The sequence below is a fragment of the Cedecea neteri genome (assembly GCF_000758325.1).
Lineage (GTDB): Bacteria > Pseudomonadota > Gammaproteobacteria > Enterobacterales > Enterobacteriaceae > Cedecea > Cedecea neteri_B.
The window spans coordinates 1,905,642-1,923,846 of record NZ_CP009459.1 but is presented as its reverse complement, the minus strand read 5'-3'; the positions used below and the strand labels follow the sequence as shown (position 1 = coordinate 1,923,846).

Genomic DNA, 18,205 nt, shown 5'->3' with positions numbered 1-18,205 from the left:
TTATGGAGCGACAGTGTGCCAGAACGCTGAATAAGTAGCCTGATGCGTATCAATTTGGCGTAAGAAAAATCCCCCTAAAGAGGGGGATTTAAGAAGGGATAATCAGGTGCGCAATCCGCGGCCACGCTGGATGAGATACCAGCACAGCAGGTAAAACACGACGATAAAGATTGCCAGCACGCCGACGGTGGTCACCAATGGCACATCGGTAATGCCCAGGAAACCAAAACGGAAGCCGCTAATCATGTAGACGATTGGGTTCAGGTGCGAGAGAGCCTGCCAGAAAGGCGGCAGCAGGGTCAGGGAATAAAACACCCCGCCCAGATAGGTCAGCGGCGTCAGCACGAAGGTCGGGATCAGGCTGATATCATCGAACGTTTTGGCAAAGACGGCGTTCAGCAGACCGGCCAGCGAGAACAAAATAGCCGTCAGTACCAGTGTCAACGCCACGAACAGCCAGGAATGCACCTGGAATGGGACGAAGAACAGGGACACCGCCGTGACCAGAATACCCACGCACAGTCCACGCGCGACTCCACCGCCAACATAGCCCGCGATGATCACGTGCGTGGGTACCGGCGCCACCAGCAGCTCTTCGATATTGCGCTGGAACTTCGCGCTGAAGAACGACGAAGCAACGTTGGCATAGGCGTTAGTGATCACCGCCATCATGATCAGGCCCGGCACGATGAACTGCATGTAGGTGAAGCCGTGCATTTCGCCGATACGCGAGCCAATCAGGTTCCCAAAGATAATGAAATAAAGGGTCATGGTGATGACCGGTGGAACCAGCGTCTGGATCCAGATACGGGCGAAGCGGTGAACCTCTTTGGTCCAGATGCTTTTCAGCGCCACCCAGTACAGCTGCATCATGCCTGATCCCCTTGTTTACCGTTTACCAGCGTCACGAACAACTCTTCGAGACGGTTAGCTTTGTTACGCATACTTTGCACCTGAATCCCCTGCGCGCTTAGCTGGCTAAACACACTGTTAATCCCCTGTTCACGCAGCACTTCAACTTCCAGCGTGGACGTATCCACCAGCCGATACTGATAGCCATCCAGCTTAGGTAGTGGACTTTTAGGGGCCAAATCCAGGATGAAGGTTTCTGATTTCAGCTTGGAAAGTAGCGACTTCATCGAGGTATTTTCCACCAGCTCGCCACGCTGGATAATGCCGATGTTACGGCACAGCATTTCGGCTTCTTCCAGATAGTGGGTGGTCAAAATAATGGTGGTGCCTTTGTCGTTGAGATCTTTCAGGAAGCCCCACATAGAACGGCGCAGCTCGATGTCTACGCCAGCGGTTGGTTCATCCAGAATCAGTAGCTTAGGTTCGTGCATTAACGCACGGGCAATCATCAGGCGGCGCTTCATCCCCCCGGATAACATACGGGCACGTTCGTTGCGTTTTTCCCACAGATCGAGCTGTTTTAAATACTTTTCGCTGCGCGCTATCGCTTCGCTGCGCTCAACGCCGTAGTAGCCAGCCTGGTGCACGACGATTTGCTGCACCGTTTCAAACGGGTTGAAGTTGAATTCCTGCGGAACCAGACCAAGCTGGCGTTTGGCGTTGACCACGTCTTTTTGCAGATCGTAGCCAAACACCCGCACGCGGCCGGAGGTTTTATTCACCAGCGAGCTGATGATACCGATGGTGGTGGATTTTCCCGCACCGTTAGGGCCGAGCAGCGCATAGAAATCACCCGCTTCAACGCGAAGATCTATCCCGCGTAGCGCCTGGACGCCGCCGGGATAGGTTTTCGTTAACTGTTCCAGTTCCAATGCAATTGTCATGGATATTCGCTTACCTTATTCGGTACTTGTTTGAAAATTCGTAGAGTTACCCTATATTACCCCATCGCACTTCTCGGGTGACAGGCGTTAACCTCACATGAAAGACATTGATTCCCTTATCAGCAATAATGAACTTTGGTCAAAAATGCTGGTTGAGGAAGACCCCGGTTTCTTCGAAAGACTTGCCCAGGCACAAAAACCCCGCTTTCTCTGGATTGGCTGCTCCGACAGCCGTGTTCCCGCCGAACGACTTACCGGCCTGGAGCCAGGCGAACTCTTTGTTCACCGTAACGTGGCGAACCTGGTTGTTCATACCGATCTGAATTGCCTTTCCGTTGTGCAATATGCCGTAGACGTCCTTGAAGTTGAGCACATTATTATCTGCGGCCACTACGGCTGCGGTGGCGTTCAGGCTGCGGTCGAAAACCCGGAGCTGGGCCTAATTAACAACTGGCTGCTGCACATTCGCGACCTGTGGTTCAAGCATAGTTCGCTCTTAGGGGAACTGGCACCGGAACAGCGGATGGACACGCTCTGTGAATTGAACGTCATGGAGCAGGTGTACAACATCGGCCATTCCACCATCATGCAGTCTGCCTGGAAGCGCGGCCAGAAAGTCACGGTTCACGGCTGGGTCTACGGTATTCACGATGGGCGCCTGCGCGACCTTGAAGTGACCGCCACCAGCCGCGAGTCACTAGAGCAAGGTTACCGCAGCGGCATAGCCAACCTGAAGAATACCCACCATAGCCACCGGAATCGCGCAGCTTCTCAATAATTCCGCGAAAAGTGGATAGCAAAAAGGGCCTTTTAAGGCCCTTTTTTGTTAGCTTGCGACGATTGATTACTCGTCCAGCATTACCACTTTGCCAACGAACGGCAGGTGGCGATAGCGCTGGGCATAGTCGATGCCGTAGCCAACGACGAATTCGTCTGGAATAGAGAAGCCAACGTATTCAACGTTAACATTCACTTCGCGGCGAGTCGGTTTGTCCAGTAGCGTACAAATGGCCAGAGATTTTGGTTCACGCAGGCTCAGGATCTCGCGCACTTTGCTCAGGGTGTTGCCGGAGTCGATGATATCTTCCACGATCAGCACATCTTTCCCGCGAATGTCTTCATCCAGATCTTTCAGGATCTTCACGTCGCGAGTGGTGGACATGCCGCTGCCGTAGCTTGATGCGGTCATAAAATCGACTTCATGGGAAACCTGAACTTCACGGCACAGATCCGCCATAAACATAAATGACCCACGCAGCAGACCTACCAGCACCATGTCACTGCCGCTGTCGCGATAGTGTTCGGTGATTTGACGACCCAACTCAGCGACACGGGCTTTGATCTCCGCTTCCGGGATCATCACTTCAACAGTATGTTTCATATCTCTAACCATATGATTTAAAAACAAATCATTTAATGCTGGTTCACCTGCAGCCAACACAAAATATTGAGGCGTGGAGTATACCAGCAAATCGCCTTCACATCCCCACTTCAAAAAAAAGCCATAAATGTGACAACCATCACACTTGTTAATAACTATAATTAAATGCTATCAAACCTTTATGAGTGTGATAATTGTGAAAATAAATAAAACCGGATCGCAACTATTTGTGACCCTCTCAGCCCTCTTCGCTGTAATTTGCGGGCTCTATTTACTCTTTGGCGGGATATGGTTAGTGGCTATCGGCGGGTCGTGGTACTACCCGATCGCCGGCCTGGTGATGCTCGGCGTCGCCTGGCTGCTGTGGAAGAGCAAAGCTTCTGCGCTTTGGCTCTACGCGGCACTGCTGCTGTGTACGATGGCCTGGGGCGTCTGGGAGGTCGGCTTCGACTTCTGGGCGCTGACGCCACGCTGCGACGTGCTTGTCTTCTTCGGCGTCTGGCTTCTGCTGCCGTTTGTGTCTCGCCGCCTGGTGATTCCAGCAAGCGGCGCGGCGGCATCGCTGGTGGTTTCCCTGCTGATTACCGCCGTTGTGCTAGTCTGGGCGGGCTTTAACGACCCGCAAGAGATCAACGGTACGCTGAATCTGGATAACGCCACCACTGCGGCTGAGTCTTCCATTCCTGATGCCGACTGGCCAGCTTATGGCCGCAATCAGGAAGGGCAGCGTTTCTCTCCGCTCAAGCAGATCACCACGCAAAACGTGGGTCAGTTGAAGGAAGCCTGGCGCTTCCAGACCGGCGACGTGAAGCGTGCTACCGACCCGGGTGAAATCACCAACGAAGTCACCCCGATCAAAATCCGCGACATGCTTTACCTGTGCACCGCGCACCAGCAGCTGTTCGCGCTGGATGCCTCTACCGGGAAAGAAAAGTGGAAGTTTGACCCCCAGCTAAATACTGACCCTTCGTTCCAGCACGTGACCTGCCGTGGCGTTTCTTACCACGAAGCCACCGCAGATAACGCTTCTGCGGATGTTGTGGCCGACTGCCCTCGCCGCATCATTCTGCCGGTGAACGATGGCCGCCTGTTCGCGCTTAACGCCGATACCGGCAAGCTGTGTGAGAGCTTTGCGAACAAAGGTATTCTGAACCTGCAGACCAACCAGCCGGTGACCACGCCGGGCATGTATGAGCCGACCTCACCGCCTATCGTCACCGACAAGGTGATTGTGATTGCCGGCGCAGTGACCGACAACTTCTCTACCCGTGAGCCTTCCGGCGTTATTCGTGGTTTTGATGTTAATACCGGTAAACTGTTGTGGGCATTTGACCCAGGCGCGAAAGATCCAAACGCTATTCCGGATGATGAGCATCATTACACGCTGAACTCGCCGAACTCTTGGGCTCCGGCGGCGTATGACGCAAAACTGGATCTGGTTTACCTGCCGATGGGCGTGACCACGCCGGACATCTGGGGCGGCAACCGCACACCTGAGCAGGAACGTTACGCCAGCAGCATCGTCGCGCTGAATGCCAGCACCGGTAAGCTGGCCTGGTCCTATCAGACCGTTCACCACGACCTGTGGGACATGGACATGCCTGCCCAGCCAACGCTGGCGGATATCACCGATAAGAACGGCAACAAGGTGCCGGTTGTCTACGCTCCCGCTAAAACCGGCAACATCTTTGTGCTGGACCGACGCGACGGTAAATTAGTGGTGCCAGCCCCGGAGCAGCCTGTTCCGCAAGGTGCCGCCAAAGGCGACCATGTTTCCCCTACCCAGCCATTCTCCGAGCTGACCTTCCGTCCGAAGAAAGATCTGAGCGGGGCGGATATGTGGGGCGCGACCATGTTCGATCAGTTGGTCTGCCGCGTCATGTTCCACAGCATGCGCTATGAAGGCATCTTCACCCCGCCTTCAGAGAAAGGGACGCTGGTGTTCCCTGGCAACCTGGGGATGTTCGAGTGGGGCGGGATCTCCGTTGACCCGAATAATCAGGTCGCGATGACCAACCCAATGGCGCTGCCGTTCGTGTCTAAGCTGATTCCACGCGGACCAGGTAACCCAATGGAACCACCAAAAGACGCGAAAGGTTCAGGCACGGAATCCGGCGTTCAGCCGCAGTACGGCGTGCCGTATGGCGTTACGCTCAACCCGTTCCTGTCGCCGCTCGGCCTGCCGTGCAAACAGCCAGCCTGGGGCTACATCTCTGGCGTTGACCTGAAAACCAACGAAATCGTGTGGAAGAAACGTATTGGTACCGTGGAAGACAGCATGCCGTTCCCAACCGGTATTCCAATGAAATTCCGCATGGGGATGCCAATGCTGGGCGGCCCAATCTCCACCGCCGGTAACGTAATGTTTATTGGTGCCACCGCAGATAACTACCTGCGCGCGTTTGATATGCGTAACGGGAAACAGCTGTGGGAAGCACGTCTGCCAGCCGGTGGGCAGGCTACACCGATGACGTATGAAGTTAACGGCAAGCAGTATGTGGTGATTTCCGCAGGCGGCCATGGCTCCTTTGGCACCAAGATGGGGGATTATATTGTGGCGTACGCTCTGCCGGACGACGCGAAGTAACTCATTGCTGTAACGCATAGCGGGTGGCTCAGGCCACCCGCTCTTTTTTTTACGCGACGGTAAAACCGAGCATCATGCCGGTATCTTCATGCTCCAGCAGATGACAGTGCGCCATATAGGCCGCCTCCTTTGGTGCTGCATGGTCAAACTTCACCAGCACCTCGCTGCGCGCGCCTTCCACCTTCACCGTGTCTTTCCAGCCCTGGCGATGTGCCGCCACCGGTTTACCGTTTTCAGACAGGATACGGAACTGGGTGCCGTGAATATGGAACGGGTGCAGCATCATGTCGCCTTCCCCGGATATCGTCCACTTCTCGTATTTCCCTTTTTGTGCAGCAAACGCTGGGGTCGCCATATCGAAAGCTTTCCCGTTGATTTTGTTGGTATTGTGGAAATCAAATCCGTGGCTCATACCGCCATGATTCATATTCCCCATGCTGCCGTGGTTCATATTTTTCATGTTGCCATGATCCATATTGCCCATATCGCCGTGGCCTTCCATCGACATGCCCGCCATCGCCTGCATGCCGTATTTGTCCATCAGCGCCTGCATGCCCATCATGTCGAGCATCGGGTCCATCATCAGTTGCAGCCAGCGTTCAGTTGCGCCTTCCAGCGACGGGAGCGCAGGCACGTTGACCAGTTTGTCCGGCAACGTGCCAGAGGCTGCGATAATCAGCGGCTGAATGCGAACCACCGGAGCAGGTTTGTCGAAAGGCGCCACGGTCATACCCATTTGCTTCACCGGCAGCGTGACGATATCAAAAGGCTTGCCGTCACGGGTATCGACCAGCACCTCGAACCGTTCCCCCATCAGAATTTCCAGCTCCGTGACTTTGACTGGCTCGGCCAGCAGTCCGCCGTCGCTGGCGATGACGTAGAGCGGGCGATTGTCGCTGGCGGCAATGTTCAACGAGCGGGCATTACAGCCGTTAAGCAAACGCAGGCGCAGCCAGCCGCGCGGATTGGTGTGCTGGGGATAAACTGCGCCGTTGCACAGCAGCGTGTCGCCAAACCAGCCTACGGCCGCGCTCATGACGTCCAGCTGGTAGTCAATCTCACCGTCCTTACCGAAACGCTTATCCTGGATAATCAGCGGGATATCGTCGATGCCCCACTGCTTCGGCAGCATCAGTTGGGCACTTTCGTTATCTTCAATCAATACGAGGCCACCGAGCCCCATGGCCACCTGATGCCCGGTTTTACCATGCTGATGCGGGTGGAACCAGCAGGTCGCCGCACGCTGCTGCGGTGTGAAGGTGACGCTGCGTTTTGCACCGGCGGCAATAACGCCCTGCGGGCCGCCATCGACTTCACCGCCAACCTCAAGCCCATGCCAGTGCAGCGTGGTTTCTTCTGCCAGGTTATTATGAATATCGACCGTGACCGCTTCCCCTTGCGTTAACTTTAACGCCGGGCCAAGCAAAGTGCCGTTATAGCCCCAGGTTGTGGCAGATTTCCCGGCAAAAACGCTCTTTCCTGCGTTTACGGTGAGGCGAATGCTATTTTTAGCATCCGGGGCAAGCAAAGGTGGGATAGGCAACGCCGGACGATCGGCCGCCAGCGCGGCACGGCTCCAGAGTGGCAGCGCGCTGAAAGCCCCCAGCGCCGCGGTATATTTTAAAAAATTACGGCGATGCATAGTCAATTCCTTTAGTTGGCATACTTGTCGGCGAGCATAAACCTTTCCCTAACGGTAAGGTCAAGTTTTAAGCTCATAATAAATATCGTCGATGCCCATTTAACTGTGTTAACGTTTCGTATCTGAGAAAAAGTGGTAGACGTGATGAAGATGGGAGTTAGGGCGTTATTACTGGGCATTTTGCTGGCTTTTTCTACCAGCAGCCTGGCGCTGAGTGAGTCTGAAGCAGAAGATATGGCCGATCTGACTGCGGTATTTGTGTTCTTAAAAAATGATTGTGGCTACCAAAACCTCCCTAACGGCCAGATCCGACGCGCTCTGGTATTTTTTGCCCAACAAAATCAATGGGATCTCAGCAACTACGATAGCTGGAACATGAAAGCATTGGGTGAAGACAGCTACAAAGATTTAAGCGGTATTGCCATCCCCACGGCAACAAAATGCAAATCTCTGGCGCGCGATTCCTTAAGCCTGCTGGCCTACGTTAAATAACGTTTTCCCCGCCGAGCCTTAAATAATGACCGTGTAACCACGGTCATTGGCTCTAAGACCAAACAACGTGGGGCGCTATTGGCTCCAGAGAGTTAACGCTGCTGCAGAAACTCCCGGTAAGCGTGTACCACCTGCAGGAAGTCCTCTACGCCGCAAAAAGAAAGGCTTTCTTCGTCGTAGTAGCTCATCCCCTCTTCCATCTCATCCCCGGAGATTTCCAGCTGGTTAGCCCGGACGATCACCTCTTCCTCGTCCAGCCACAGGGTATATTCATGCCCGGCACGCTGCCACTGACGCTCGCTGCCTTTCACGGAAAGCACGGCCTGCTCGACCTCATCCAGAAGCGCCAGGTTACCCTTCACTTCCTCATTAAACCAGTGGCCGACAACCTCGTGCCCCATTGACATACGCACCTTCACCATACCGGTGATGTCACGCAGAAATTCATAGTCCATCGCTGTTTCCTCTACATCGCGGGGGAAATCCTCACCCACGCCTATAGGCTTAATTATCGCAGCAAAGTCAGGGGAAAACAGCGTGGCGAGTAGAAGGACGAGAAATAAAAAGGAGAAATGCAGAGTGGTCTGGAGCCCTCACCCCGGCCCTCTCCCAAAGGGAGAGGGAGAACGCAGAGTGAGGGTATTTGGCTTTTAAACGGCGGTCTGGAAGATGACGCCGTCCGCTTTCTCGGTGTACTGAGACAGCTGGTCAAAGTTCAGGTAGCGATAAGTGTCTACCGCCGTTTTATCAACCTGAGTCATGAAGGTCTGATATTCGTCCGGGGTTGGCAGCTTGCCCAGCAGGGAAGCCACAGCCGCCAGCTCAGCAGACGCCAGGAAGACATTCGCGCCGGTTCCCAAACGGTTCGGGAAGTTACGGGTTGAAGTCGACACGACCGTCGCACCATCTGCCACACGCGCCTGGTTACCCATGCACAGAGAGCAGCCTGGAATTTCGATACGCGCGCCGCTCTTACCGAACACGCTGTAGTAGCCTTCTTCCGTCAGCTGAGCCGCGTCCATACGGGTTGGCGGCGCCACCCACAGGCGAGTTGGCAGCTGACCTTTGTGGCTGTCCAGCAGTTTACCGGCGGCACGGAAGTGACCGATGTTGGTCATGCAGGAACCGATAAACACTTCGTCGATCTTCTCCCCGGCCACGTCGGACAGCAGGCGAGCATCGTCCGGGTCGTTTGGCGCACAGAGGATTGGCTCTTTGATATCGTTCAGATCGATGTCGATCACTGCCGCATATTCTGCATCAGCGTCGGCTTCCATCAGCTGCGGATCTGCCAGCCATTTTTCCATGCCCTGAATACGGCGCTCAAGCGTACGACGGTCGCCGTAACCTTCGGCAATCATCCACTTCAGCAGCACGATGTTGGAATTCAGGTACTCTTCGATTGGCTCGCGATCCAGCTTAATGGTGCAACCTGCGGCAGAACGCTCTGCGGAAGCATCGGTCAGCTCAAACGCCTGCTCAACTTTCAGCGTCGGCAGGCCTTCGATTTCCAGGATACGGCCAGAGAAGATGTTTTTCTTACCTTTCTTCTCTACGGTCAGCAGGCCCTGTTTGATCGCGTACAGCGGGATCGCATGTACCAAATCACGCAGGGTAATACCCGGCTGCATTTCGCCTTTAAAGCGAACCAGCACGGACTCAGGCATATCCAGCGGCATAACGCCGGTCGCTGCGGCAAACGCTACCAGACCAGAACCCGCCGGGAAGGAAATCCCGATAGGGAAACGGGTGTGGGAGTCACCACCGGTGCCGACAGTATCCGGCAGTAGCATGCGGTTCAGCCATGAGTGAATAACGCCATCGCCCGGACGCAGAGACACGCCGCCACGGTTCATGATGAAGTCAGGCAGAGTGTGGTGCGTTGTCACGTCCACCGGCTTAGGATAAGCCGCGGTGTGGCAGAAGGACTGCATGACCAGATCCGCAGAGAAACCAAGGCAGGCAAGGTCTTTCAGCTCATCACGGGTCATTGGCCCGGTGGTGTCCTGAGAACCTACGGAAGTCATTTTCGGTTCGCAGTAAGCGCCAGGGCGAATACCTTCCACACCACAGGCGCGGCCAACCATTTTCTGCGCCAGTGAGTAACCACGGGTGCTGGCGGCAACATCTTTCGCCTGAACAAATACGTCGCTATGCGGCAGGCTGAGCGCTTCGCGCGCTTTGGTCGTCAGACCGCGGCCGATGATCAGCGGAATACGGCCGCCGGCGCGCACTTCGTCCAGCAGCACGTCGGTTTTCAGTTCAAAGTTAGCGATCACCGCGTCGGTTTCGTGATTACGCACTTCGCCTTTATACGGGTAAATGTCGATCACATCGCCCATATTCAGATCGTTAACGTCAACTTCGATCGGCAGGGCGCCAGCATCTTCCATGGTGTTGAAGAAGATTGGGGCGATTTTTCCACCCAGCACAACGCCGCCGCCACGCTTGTTCGGCACGTTCGGAATATCGTCACCCATGAACCACAGCACAGAGTTGGTGGCAGATTTACGGGAAGAACCGGTGCCCACAACGTCGCCCACGTAGGCCAGCGGGAAACCTTTTTTCTGCAGCGCTTCAATCTGCTTGATCGGGCCGATCACGCCAGCTTGATCCGGCTCAATACCTTCGCGGGCGTTTTTCAGCATCGCCAGGGCGTGTAGAGGGATATCCGGGCGGGACCATGCGTCCGGCGCCGGAGACAGGTCATCGGTGTTAGTTTCACCGGTAACTTTAAAGACGGTAACGGTGATTTTCTCGGCCAGTTTAGGGCGAGACAGGAACCATTCGGCTTCGGACCAGGACTTCAGCACTTGCTGAGCGTAGGTGTTACCCGCTTTGGCTTTCTCTTCCACGTCGTAGAAGTTATCAAACATCAGCAGCGTGTGGGACAGCGCTTTGGCGGCAATCGGTGCCAGCTTTTCGTTATCCAGCGCGTCAATCAGCGGATGAATGTTGTAGCCACCCTGCATGGTGCCCAGCAGTTCAACGGCTTTTTCAGGGGAAATCAGCGGGGATGTGGCATCGCCTTTGGCAATGGCTGCAAGGAAACCGGCTTTCACGTAGGCGGCTTCATCAACGCCCGGCGGTACACGGTTAGTAATCAGATCTAACAGAAATGCTTCTTCACCTGCTGGTGGGTTTTTCAGCAGCTCAACCAGTGCGGCCATTTGAGTGGCATCTAAGGGTTTTGGAACAATCCCTTCTGCGGCACGTTCAGCTACGTGCTTACGGTAATCTTCTAGCACGACGGTTCTCCTCGCTCTCATTGTCATTTGGCGCTACCGGATCTCTCTCTTCACGCTCCTGTGAGACAGCAGTTTGTAGGGTAAATGCCCGGTACCGCGTCGGGCAGCATAGCAGGATTTTCAGGGGGTGTTAATCTGTTTACAAAAAAGCAACATTAAAACTTTGCTGAATCGTTAAGGGGGAATAGATTACTTTTTGATATGACCTTCAGACACAAAAAAACCGCCTTTCGGCGGTTCGTTTGCCCTGACAAAGTGGTAGCACACGATGAAAGGAAATGTTTTGTGGCAAGCCCCAAACGCTGTCTATTCTGCATTTGAAAATGAATCACAGCAAGATGAATTGTATTTTTTGCGTACAGGCTTATAAAAATTAATGTAACTCACTGCAAACTTAACACGTTGATTTGTCGAAGAAGCTATTTACCGTAACCTTGAGTCTGGCCTGCTTCGCTGGTGTAGCAGCCAGTCACCGGGCCAGGGAGCAGCTCAACCGCTCTACGTGGCAAGCCTCAAACACTTGCCTGATTCTGCCTTTCCCGGTGAAGAAGGGATCGCCGTAGCCCAAAGGGTATACACGCAATGGAAATGCGTTTGCTGTACGCGCTGCTTCTGTTGTTAGGTTCACTGCTTTCGCTGAGCCAGGGTGGCTGGAATATTTCAGACATTACCGTTCAGTTCGTTTTGAACCTGGGCAATTAAGCTACTGGCCGCTCGTAAGGGCGGCCTTTTACGGGCAAAAAAAACGGCCCCAAAGGGCCGCTTTATCAAACGCTGAAAGTTACTTTTTCTTCGCTTTAGCGTTTGGCAGGTCGGTGATGCTGCCTTCGAATACTTCAGCCGCCAGGCCAACGGATTCGTGCAGCGTCGGGTGAGCGTGGATGGTGAGCGCGATGTCTTCTGCGTCACAGCCCATCTCGATAGCCAGACCGATTTCGCCCAGCAGCTCGCCGCCGTTGGTCCCGACAATCGCCCCACCGATAACGCGGTGAGTCTCTTTGTCGAAGATAAGCTTGGTCATACCGTCTGCGCAGTCGGAAGCGATAGCACGGCCAGAAGCAGCCCACGGGAAGGTGGCGGTTTCGTAGCTGATGCCTTTCTCTTTCGCTTCTTTCTCAGTCAGACCAACCCATGCAACTTCTGGCTCGGTGTAAGCGATAGATGGGATCACTTTCGGATCGAAGTAGTGCTTCATCCCGGCGATAACTTCTGCGGCAACGTGGCCTTCGTGAACACCTTTGTGTGCCAGCATTGGCTGACCGACGATGTCGCCGATAGCAAAGATGTGTGGCACGTTGGTGCGCAGCTGTTTGTCAACGCGGATAAAGCCACGGTCGTCAACTTCAACGCCGGCTTTGCCTGCATCAAGGTTTTTACCGTTCGGCACGCGGCCGATAGCCACCAGAACCGCGTCGTAACGCTGTGGTTCTGCAGGGGCTTTTTTGCCTTCCATGGAAACGTAGATGCCGTCTTCTTTCGCTTCAACGGCAGTCACTTTGGTTTCCAGCATCAGGTTGAATTTCTTGCTGATGCGTTTGGTGAAGACTTTAACGATGTCTTTGTCTGCAGCCGGGATAACCTGGTCGAACATTTCAACCACGTCAATGTCTGAACCCAGCGCATGGTATACGGTGCCCATTTCCAGACCGATGATACCGCCACCCATTACCAGCAGGCGTTTAGGTACGGATTTCAGCTCCAGCGCATCTGTGGAATCCCACACGCGTGGATCTTCATGAGGAATGAACGGCAGCTCGATCGGACGGGAACCCGCCGCGATGATAGCGTTGTCGAAGTTGATCACGGTTTTACCGTTTTCGCCTTCCACTTCCAGGGTGTTAGCCCCGGTGAATTTACCCAGACCGTTTACCACTTTCACTTTACGGCCTTTGGCCATACCTGCCAGGCCGCCGGTCAGCTGAGTGATAACTTTCTCTTTCCAGGTACGAATTTTGTCGATATCGGTTTTCGGCTCACCGAAAACGATGCCGTGTTCGGCCAGTGCTTTTGCTTCTTCAATAACTTTAGCAACGTGCAGCAGCGCTTTAGAAGGGATACAGCCGACGTTCAGACAAACACCACCAAGGGTGCTGTAACGCTCTACGATGACGGTTTCCAGACCTAAATCCGCGGCGCGGAATGCTGCGGAGTAACCTGCCGGGCCTGCCCCAAGTACTACGACCTGAGTTTTGATTTCTGTGCTCATCATGACCTCTTAATTTATACCCGTCGTCCACCGGGTCGTTCTATCCGCCCGCAGTTTACAAAATTGTTAACAATTTTGAAACAACAAACGGCTCACGAATTGTCGCTTTCGCCAATAACCTCACAAACACCATGAGATTACCAGAAAAAAGCCGGCCGATTGGCCGGCTTTTCAATTACATCACCAGGCGGCGAATATCAGACAACATGTTGTTGATGATGGTGATGAAGCGAGCCCCATCAGCGCCGTCGATTACGCGGTGATCGAAGGAAAGAGACATCGGCATCATCAGACGCGGCGTGAACTCTTTACCGTTCCAGACCGGCTCCATCGCAGACTTGGAGACACCCAGGATAGCCACTTCTGGCGCGTTAACGATCGGCGCGAAGTGAGTTGTCCCGATACCGCCCAGGCTGGAGATGGTGAAGCAGCCGCCCTGCATTTCGCCAGCGGTCAGCTTGCCGTCGCGAGCTTTCTTGGAGATAGCCATCAGTTCGCGAGACAGCTCGGTGATGCTCTTCTTGTTCACGTCTTTGAAGACTGGAACAACCAGACCATTCGGGGTATCAACCGCCACACCGATGTTGATGTATTTTTTCAGCGTCAGCTTCTGGCCATCTTCGGACAGGGAGCTGTTGAAGCGAGGCATCTGCTCCAGCGCAGCCGCAACGGCTTTCATGATGAACACTACAGGAGTGAACTTCACGTCCAGCTTACGCTTGGCGGCTTCGTCGTTCTGCTGCTTACGGAACGCTTCCAGATCGGTGATATCGGTTTTGTCGAAGTGGGTAACGTGCGGGATCATCACCCAGTTACGGCTCAGGTTAGCACCAGAGATTTTCTGGATGCGGCCCATTTCCACTTCTTCGATTTCGCCGAACTTGCTGAAATCTACTTTCGGCCATGGCAGCATGCCTGGCAGACCGCCGCCGGTCGCAGCCGGAGCTGCTTCCGCGCGCTTAACAGCGTCTTTCACGTAAGCCTGAACGTCTTCGCGCAGGATACGACCTTTACGGCCGGTGCCTTTCACTTTCGCCAGGTTAACGCCGAACTCGCGAGCCAGACGGCGAATCAGCGGAGTCGCATGAACGTACGCGTCGTTTTCAGCGAACTCAGATTTACCTTCTGCTTTAGCAGCAGGTGCAGCGGCTTTAGCTGCCGGGGCTGGTGCCGCAGCGGCTGGAGCTGGTGCAGCAGCCGTTGGAGCCGCAGCAGGCGCAGCGCCTTCTACTTCGAAGACCATGATCAGGGAGCCGGTAGACACTTTGTCGCCGGTGCTGATTTTGATTTCTTTCACGGTACCGGCGAATGGCGCAGGCACTTCCATGGAAGCTTTGTCGCCTTCTACGGTGATCAGTGACTGCTCAGCGGCAACTTTGTCGCCCACTTTGACCATCACTTCAGTGACTTCAACTTCATCACCGCCGATGTCCGGGACGTTAACGTCTTTAGAGCCGGAAGCCGCAGGTGCTGCGGCAGCAGCCGGAGCAGCAGCCTGTGCCGGAGCGGCAGCAGATGCGGCACCCGCCACTTCGAAGACCATGATCAGAGAGCCGGTAGACACTTTGTCGCCGGTGCTGATTTTGATCTCTTTCACCACGCCCGCGAACGGAGCAGGGACTTCCATAGAAGCTTTATCGCCTTCTACGGTGATCAGAGACTGTTCAGCGGCAACGGTGTCGCCCACTTTAACCATGATCTCGGTAACTTCTACTTCGTCACCGCCGATGTCTGGCACGTTAACGTCTTTTGCGCTCGCGGCAGCAGGTGCTGCGGCCGGAGCGGCTTCTTTCTTCTCTTCTGCCTTAGCAGGTGCAGCGGCTGCTGCACCTTCGGCGGAATCGAAAATCATGATCAGTTTGCCGGTCTCGGTTTTGTCGCCGACAGAGACTTTGATCTCTTTCACGACGCCTGCCTGTGGAGACGGAACTTCCATAGAGGCTTTATCGCCTTCTACAGTGATCAGCGACTGTTCAGCTTCAACTTTGTCGCCAACTTTGACCAGAATCTCGGTGATTTCAACTTCATCAGCGCCGATGTCTGGTACTTTGATTTCGATAGCCATTGTCTCTTTACCTCTTACGCCAGACGCGGGTTAACTTTTTCTGCATCGATGTTGAATTTGGTAATTGCGTCAGCAACCACTTTCTTATCGATTTCGCCACGTTTAGCCAGTTCGCCCAGGGCTGCTACGACCACGTAAGAAGCATCAACTTCGAAGTGGTGACGCAGGTTTTCGCGGCTGTCAGAACGACCGAAGCCGTCGGTGCCCAGTACGCGATAATCATCCGCTGGTACGTAAGTACGAACCTGCTCAGCGAACAGTTTCATATAGTCAGTAGAAGCAACCGCTGGAGCGTCGTTCATCACCTGAGCGATGTAAGGTACGCGCGGAGTTTCCATTGGGTGCAGCATGTTCCAGCGCTCACAATCCTGGCCATCACGTGCCAGTTCGGTGAAGGAGGTTACGCTGTACACGTCAGAGCCCACGCCGTAGTCGTTCGCCAGGATCTGTGCTGCTTCACGCACGTGACGCAGGATAGAACCGGAGCCCAGCAGCTGAACTTTACCTTTGCTACCTGCAACAGTTTCGAGTTTGTAGATACCTTTACGGATACCTTCCTCGGCACCTGCTGGCATAGCCGGCATGTGGTAGTTTTCGTTCAGGGTGGTGATGTAGTAGTAAATGTTCTCTTGTGCTTCACCGTACATACGGGTCAGACCGTCGTGCATGATGACTGCCACTTCGTACGCGTAAGACGGGTCGTAAGAGATACAGTTAGGAATAGTCAGAGACTGAATGTGGCTGTGACCATCTTCGTGCTGCAGACCTTCACCGTTCAGGGTCGTACGACCGGAAGTCCCGCCGACCAGGAAGCCGCGAGCCTGTTGGTCGCCAGCCTGCCAGCACAGGTCACCGATACGCTGGAAACCGAACATGGAATAGTAGATGTAGAACGGAATCATCGGCAGGTTGTTGGTGCTGTAAGACGTCGCAGCCGCCAGCCAGGATGCGCCTGCACCCAGTTCGTTGATCCCTTCCTGCAGAATCTGACCTTTCTCGTCTTCTTTATAGTATGCAACCTGCTCACGGTCCTGCGGGGTGTACTGCTGGCCGTTCGGGCTGTAGATACCGATCTGACGGAACAGACCTTCCATACCAAAGGTACGCGCTTCATCGGCGATGATTGGAACCAGACGGTCTTTGATAGACGGGTTCTTCAGCATTACGTTCAGGGCACGAACGAAGGCGATGGTGGTGGAGATCTCTTTGTTCTGCTCTTCCAGCAGCTGAGAGAAGTCTTCCAGCGCAGGCAGTTCCAGTTTTTCGGAGAAGTTAGGCTGACGAGCAGGCAGGTAGCCTTTCAGCGCCTGACGACGTTCGTGCAGGTACTTGTGCTCTTCAGTGCCTTCAGGGAAGGTGATGTAAGACAGGTTTTCTACCTGCTCATCGGTCACTGGCACGTTGAAACGGTCGCGGATGTAACGCACGCCGTCCATGTTCATTTTCTTCACCTGGTGAGCGATGTTTTTACCTTCTGCGGTATCGCCCATGCCGTAACCTTTGATGGTGTGGGCCAGGATAACGGTCGCTTTACCTTTGGTTTCCTGCGCTTTTTTCAGTGCAGCGTAGACTTTCTTCGGATCGTGACCACCGCGGTTCAGGGCCCAGATCTGCTCATCAGTCCAGTCTGCAACCAGCGCTGCGGTTTCAGGGTATTTGCCGAAGAAGTGCTCACGAACGTACGCACCGTCTTTGGATTTGAAGGTCTGGTAGTCACCGTCAACGGTTTCGTTCATCAGTTGGATCAGTTTACCGCTGGTGTCTTTACGCAGCAGCTCATCCCAACGACCGCCCCACATCACTTTGATAACGTTCCAGCCAGCACCGCTGAAGATGCCTTCCAGTTCGTTGATGATCTTGCCGTTACCGGTGACCGGACCATCCAGACGCTGCAGGTTACAGTTGATGATGAAGCACAGGTTGTCCAGCTTCTCACGGGTTGCGATGGTGATCGCACCTTTAGATTCTGGCTCATCCATTTCACCGTCGCCCAGGAAGGCGTAAACGGTTTGCTCGGAGGTGTCTTTCAGGCCACGGTGTTCCAGATACTTCAGGAATTTAGCCTGGTAGATCGCACCGATTGGGCCCAGACCCATGGAAACGGTCGGGAACTGCCAGAATTCTGGCATCAGTTTAGGGTGCGGGTAAGAAGACAGACCTTTACCGTGAACTTCCTGACGGAAATTGTTCATTTGCTCTTCGGTCAGGCGGCCTTCAAGGAAAGCACGTGCATAGATGCCTGGAGAGATGTGGCCCTGGAAGTACACCAGATCGCCGCCGTCTTTCTCGTTGGCTGCACGGAAGAAGTGGTTGAAGCACACTTCGTAAACGGTCGCAGAAGACTGGAAGGATGCCATGTGGCCGCCCAGTTCCAGATCTTTCTTGGATGCGCGCAGAACGGTCATGATGGCGTTCCAGCGGATAGCAGAACGGATACGGCGTTCCAGATCCAGATTGCCCGGGTATTCCGGTTCGTCTTCAACGGCAATGGTGTTCACATAGTTGCGAGCACCTGCAGAAGCAGCGACTTTCACGCCGCCTTTGCTGGCTTCGGACAGCAGCTGATCGATCAGATACTGTGCACGCTCAACACCTTCTTCACGGATAACCGATTCGATCGCCTGTAGCCAGTCGCGAGTTTCAATCGGATCCACGTCATTTGGGAAACGTTCTGACATGGGGGGTATTCCTTATCTGTCTAATACGTTGATTTATCTGGAACCTGTCCCATTGCGCTCTTGCCCGAATCAATTCGGGCAACTGAAGCGAAGAACGCAATAAGACAGGT

At 54.3% G+C, this 18,205-nt stretch carries 12 protein-coding genes; 3 read left to right on the top strand and 9 right to left on the bottom strand.

Annotation, left to right across the window (positions count from 1 at the left end):
• Window positions 1-102 precede the first annotated feature (102 nt).
• Together LH86_RS09080 and LH86_RS09075 are read right to left on the bottom strand one after the other, a co-directional pair.
• Window positions 103-873 (bottom strand): ABC transporter permease, encoded by a 771-nt coding sequence (locus tag LH86_RS09080; protein WP_008461840.1) that lies wholly within the window; start codon window positions 871-873, stop codon window positions 103-105.
• The gene (locus LH86_RS09075) at window positions 870-1,796 is read right to left on the bottom strand and encodes an ABC transporter ATP-binding protein (protein WP_008461839.1); all 927 of its coding nucleotides are present in this window, start codon (window positions 1,794-1,796) and stop codon (window positions 870-872) included. Before LH86_RS09075 ends, LH86_RS09080 begins: the two co-directional genes overlap by 4 nt.
• A gap of 97 nt (window positions 1,797-1,893) precedes the next feature.
• On the opposite strand from LH86_RS09075, the gene can reads away from it, so the two are divergent.
• A complete protein-coding gene (gene can / locus LH86_RS09070) occupies window positions 1,894-2,574 on the top strand; it encodes a carbonate dehydratase (RefSeq protein ID WP_008461838.1) in 681 nt (226 codons plus the stop codon).
• Between the two features lie 66 nt (window positions 2,575-2,640).
• Here the strand turns inward: can and hpt are convergent, their stop codons facing one another.
• The gene (hpt, locus tag LH86_RS09065) at window positions 2,641-3,177 is read right to left on the bottom strand and encodes a hypoxanthine phosphoribosyltransferase (RefSeq protein ID WP_008461837.1); all 537 of its coding nucleotides are present in this window, start codon (window positions 3,175-3,177) and stop codon (window positions 2,641-2,643) included.
• 181 nt (window positions 3,178-3,358) lie between these two features.
• On the opposite strand from hpt, the gene LH86_RS09060 reads away from it, so the two are divergent.
• Window positions 3,359-5,764: a glucose/quinate/shikimate family membrane-bound PQQ-dependent dehydrogenase gene (locus LH86_RS09060; protein ID WP_052045559.1), complete on the top strand. Its 2,406-nt coding sequence runs from the start codon at window positions 3,359-3,361 to the stop codon at window positions 5,762-5,764.
• Between the two features lie 49 nt (window positions 5,765-5,813).
• Here the strand turns inward: LH86_RS09060 and cueO are convergent, their stop codons facing one another.
• The gene (cueO, locus tag LH86_RS09055; protein ID WP_039300470.1) at window positions 5,814-7,406 is read right to left on the bottom strand and encodes a multicopper oxidase CueO; all 1,593 of its coding nucleotides are present in this window, start codon (window positions 7,404-7,406) and stop codon (window positions 5,814-5,816) included.
• 144 nt (window positions 7,407-7,550) lie between these two features.
• Between cueO and LH86_RS09050 the strand changes: the two genes are divergently transcribed.
• A complete protein-coding gene (locus LH86_RS09050; protein ID WP_008461833.1) occupies window positions 7,551-7,898 on the top strand; it encodes a YacC family pilotin-like protein in 348 nt (115 codons plus the stop codon).
• 92 nt (window positions 7,899-7,990) lie between these two features.
• Here LH86_RS09050 and yacL read toward each other — a convergent pair whose 3' ends face one another.
• The 5 genes from yacL to aceE form a co-directional block, all read right to left on the bottom strand.
• Entirely contained in the window at window positions 7,991-8,353 is a 363-nt protein-coding gene (yacL, locus tag LH86_RS09045) for a protein YacL (RefSeq protein WP_008461832.1), read from the bottom strand.
• A gap of 195 nt (window positions 8,354-8,548) precedes the next feature.
• Window positions 8,549-11,146 carry a bifunctional aconitate hydratase 2/2-methylisocitrate dehydratase gene (gene acnB, locus LH86_RS09040; protein ID WP_156107017.1) on the bottom strand — a complete coding sequence of 866 codons (2,598 nt, stop codon included), beginning with the start codon at window positions 11,144-11,146 and terminating at the stop codon, window positions 8,549-8,551.
• Window positions 11,147-11,927: 781 nt separating this feature from the next.
• Window positions 11,928-13,352, bottom strand: a complete 1,425-nt coding sequence (gene lpdA, locus LH86_RS09035; protein ID WP_008461828.1) for a dihydrolipoyl dehydrogenase — start codon at window positions 13,350-13,352, stop codon at window positions 11,928-11,930.
• 175 nt (window positions 13,353-13,527) lie between these two features.
• Window positions 13,528-15,417: a pyruvate dehydrogenase complex dihydrolipoyllysine-residue acetyltransferase gene (aceF, locus tag LH86_RS09030; RefSeq protein WP_039300466.1), complete on the bottom strand. Its 1,890-nt coding sequence runs from the start codon at window positions 15,415-15,417 to the stop codon at window positions 13,528-13,530.
• A gap of 14 nt (window positions 15,418-15,431) precedes the next feature.
• Entirely contained in the window at window positions 15,432-18,095 is a 2,664-nt protein-coding gene (gene aceE / locus LH86_RS09025) for a pyruvate dehydrogenase (acetyl-transferring), homodimeric type (protein WP_008461826.1), read from the bottom strand.
• Between the last annotated feature and the right edge of the window lie 110 nt (window positions 18,096-18,205).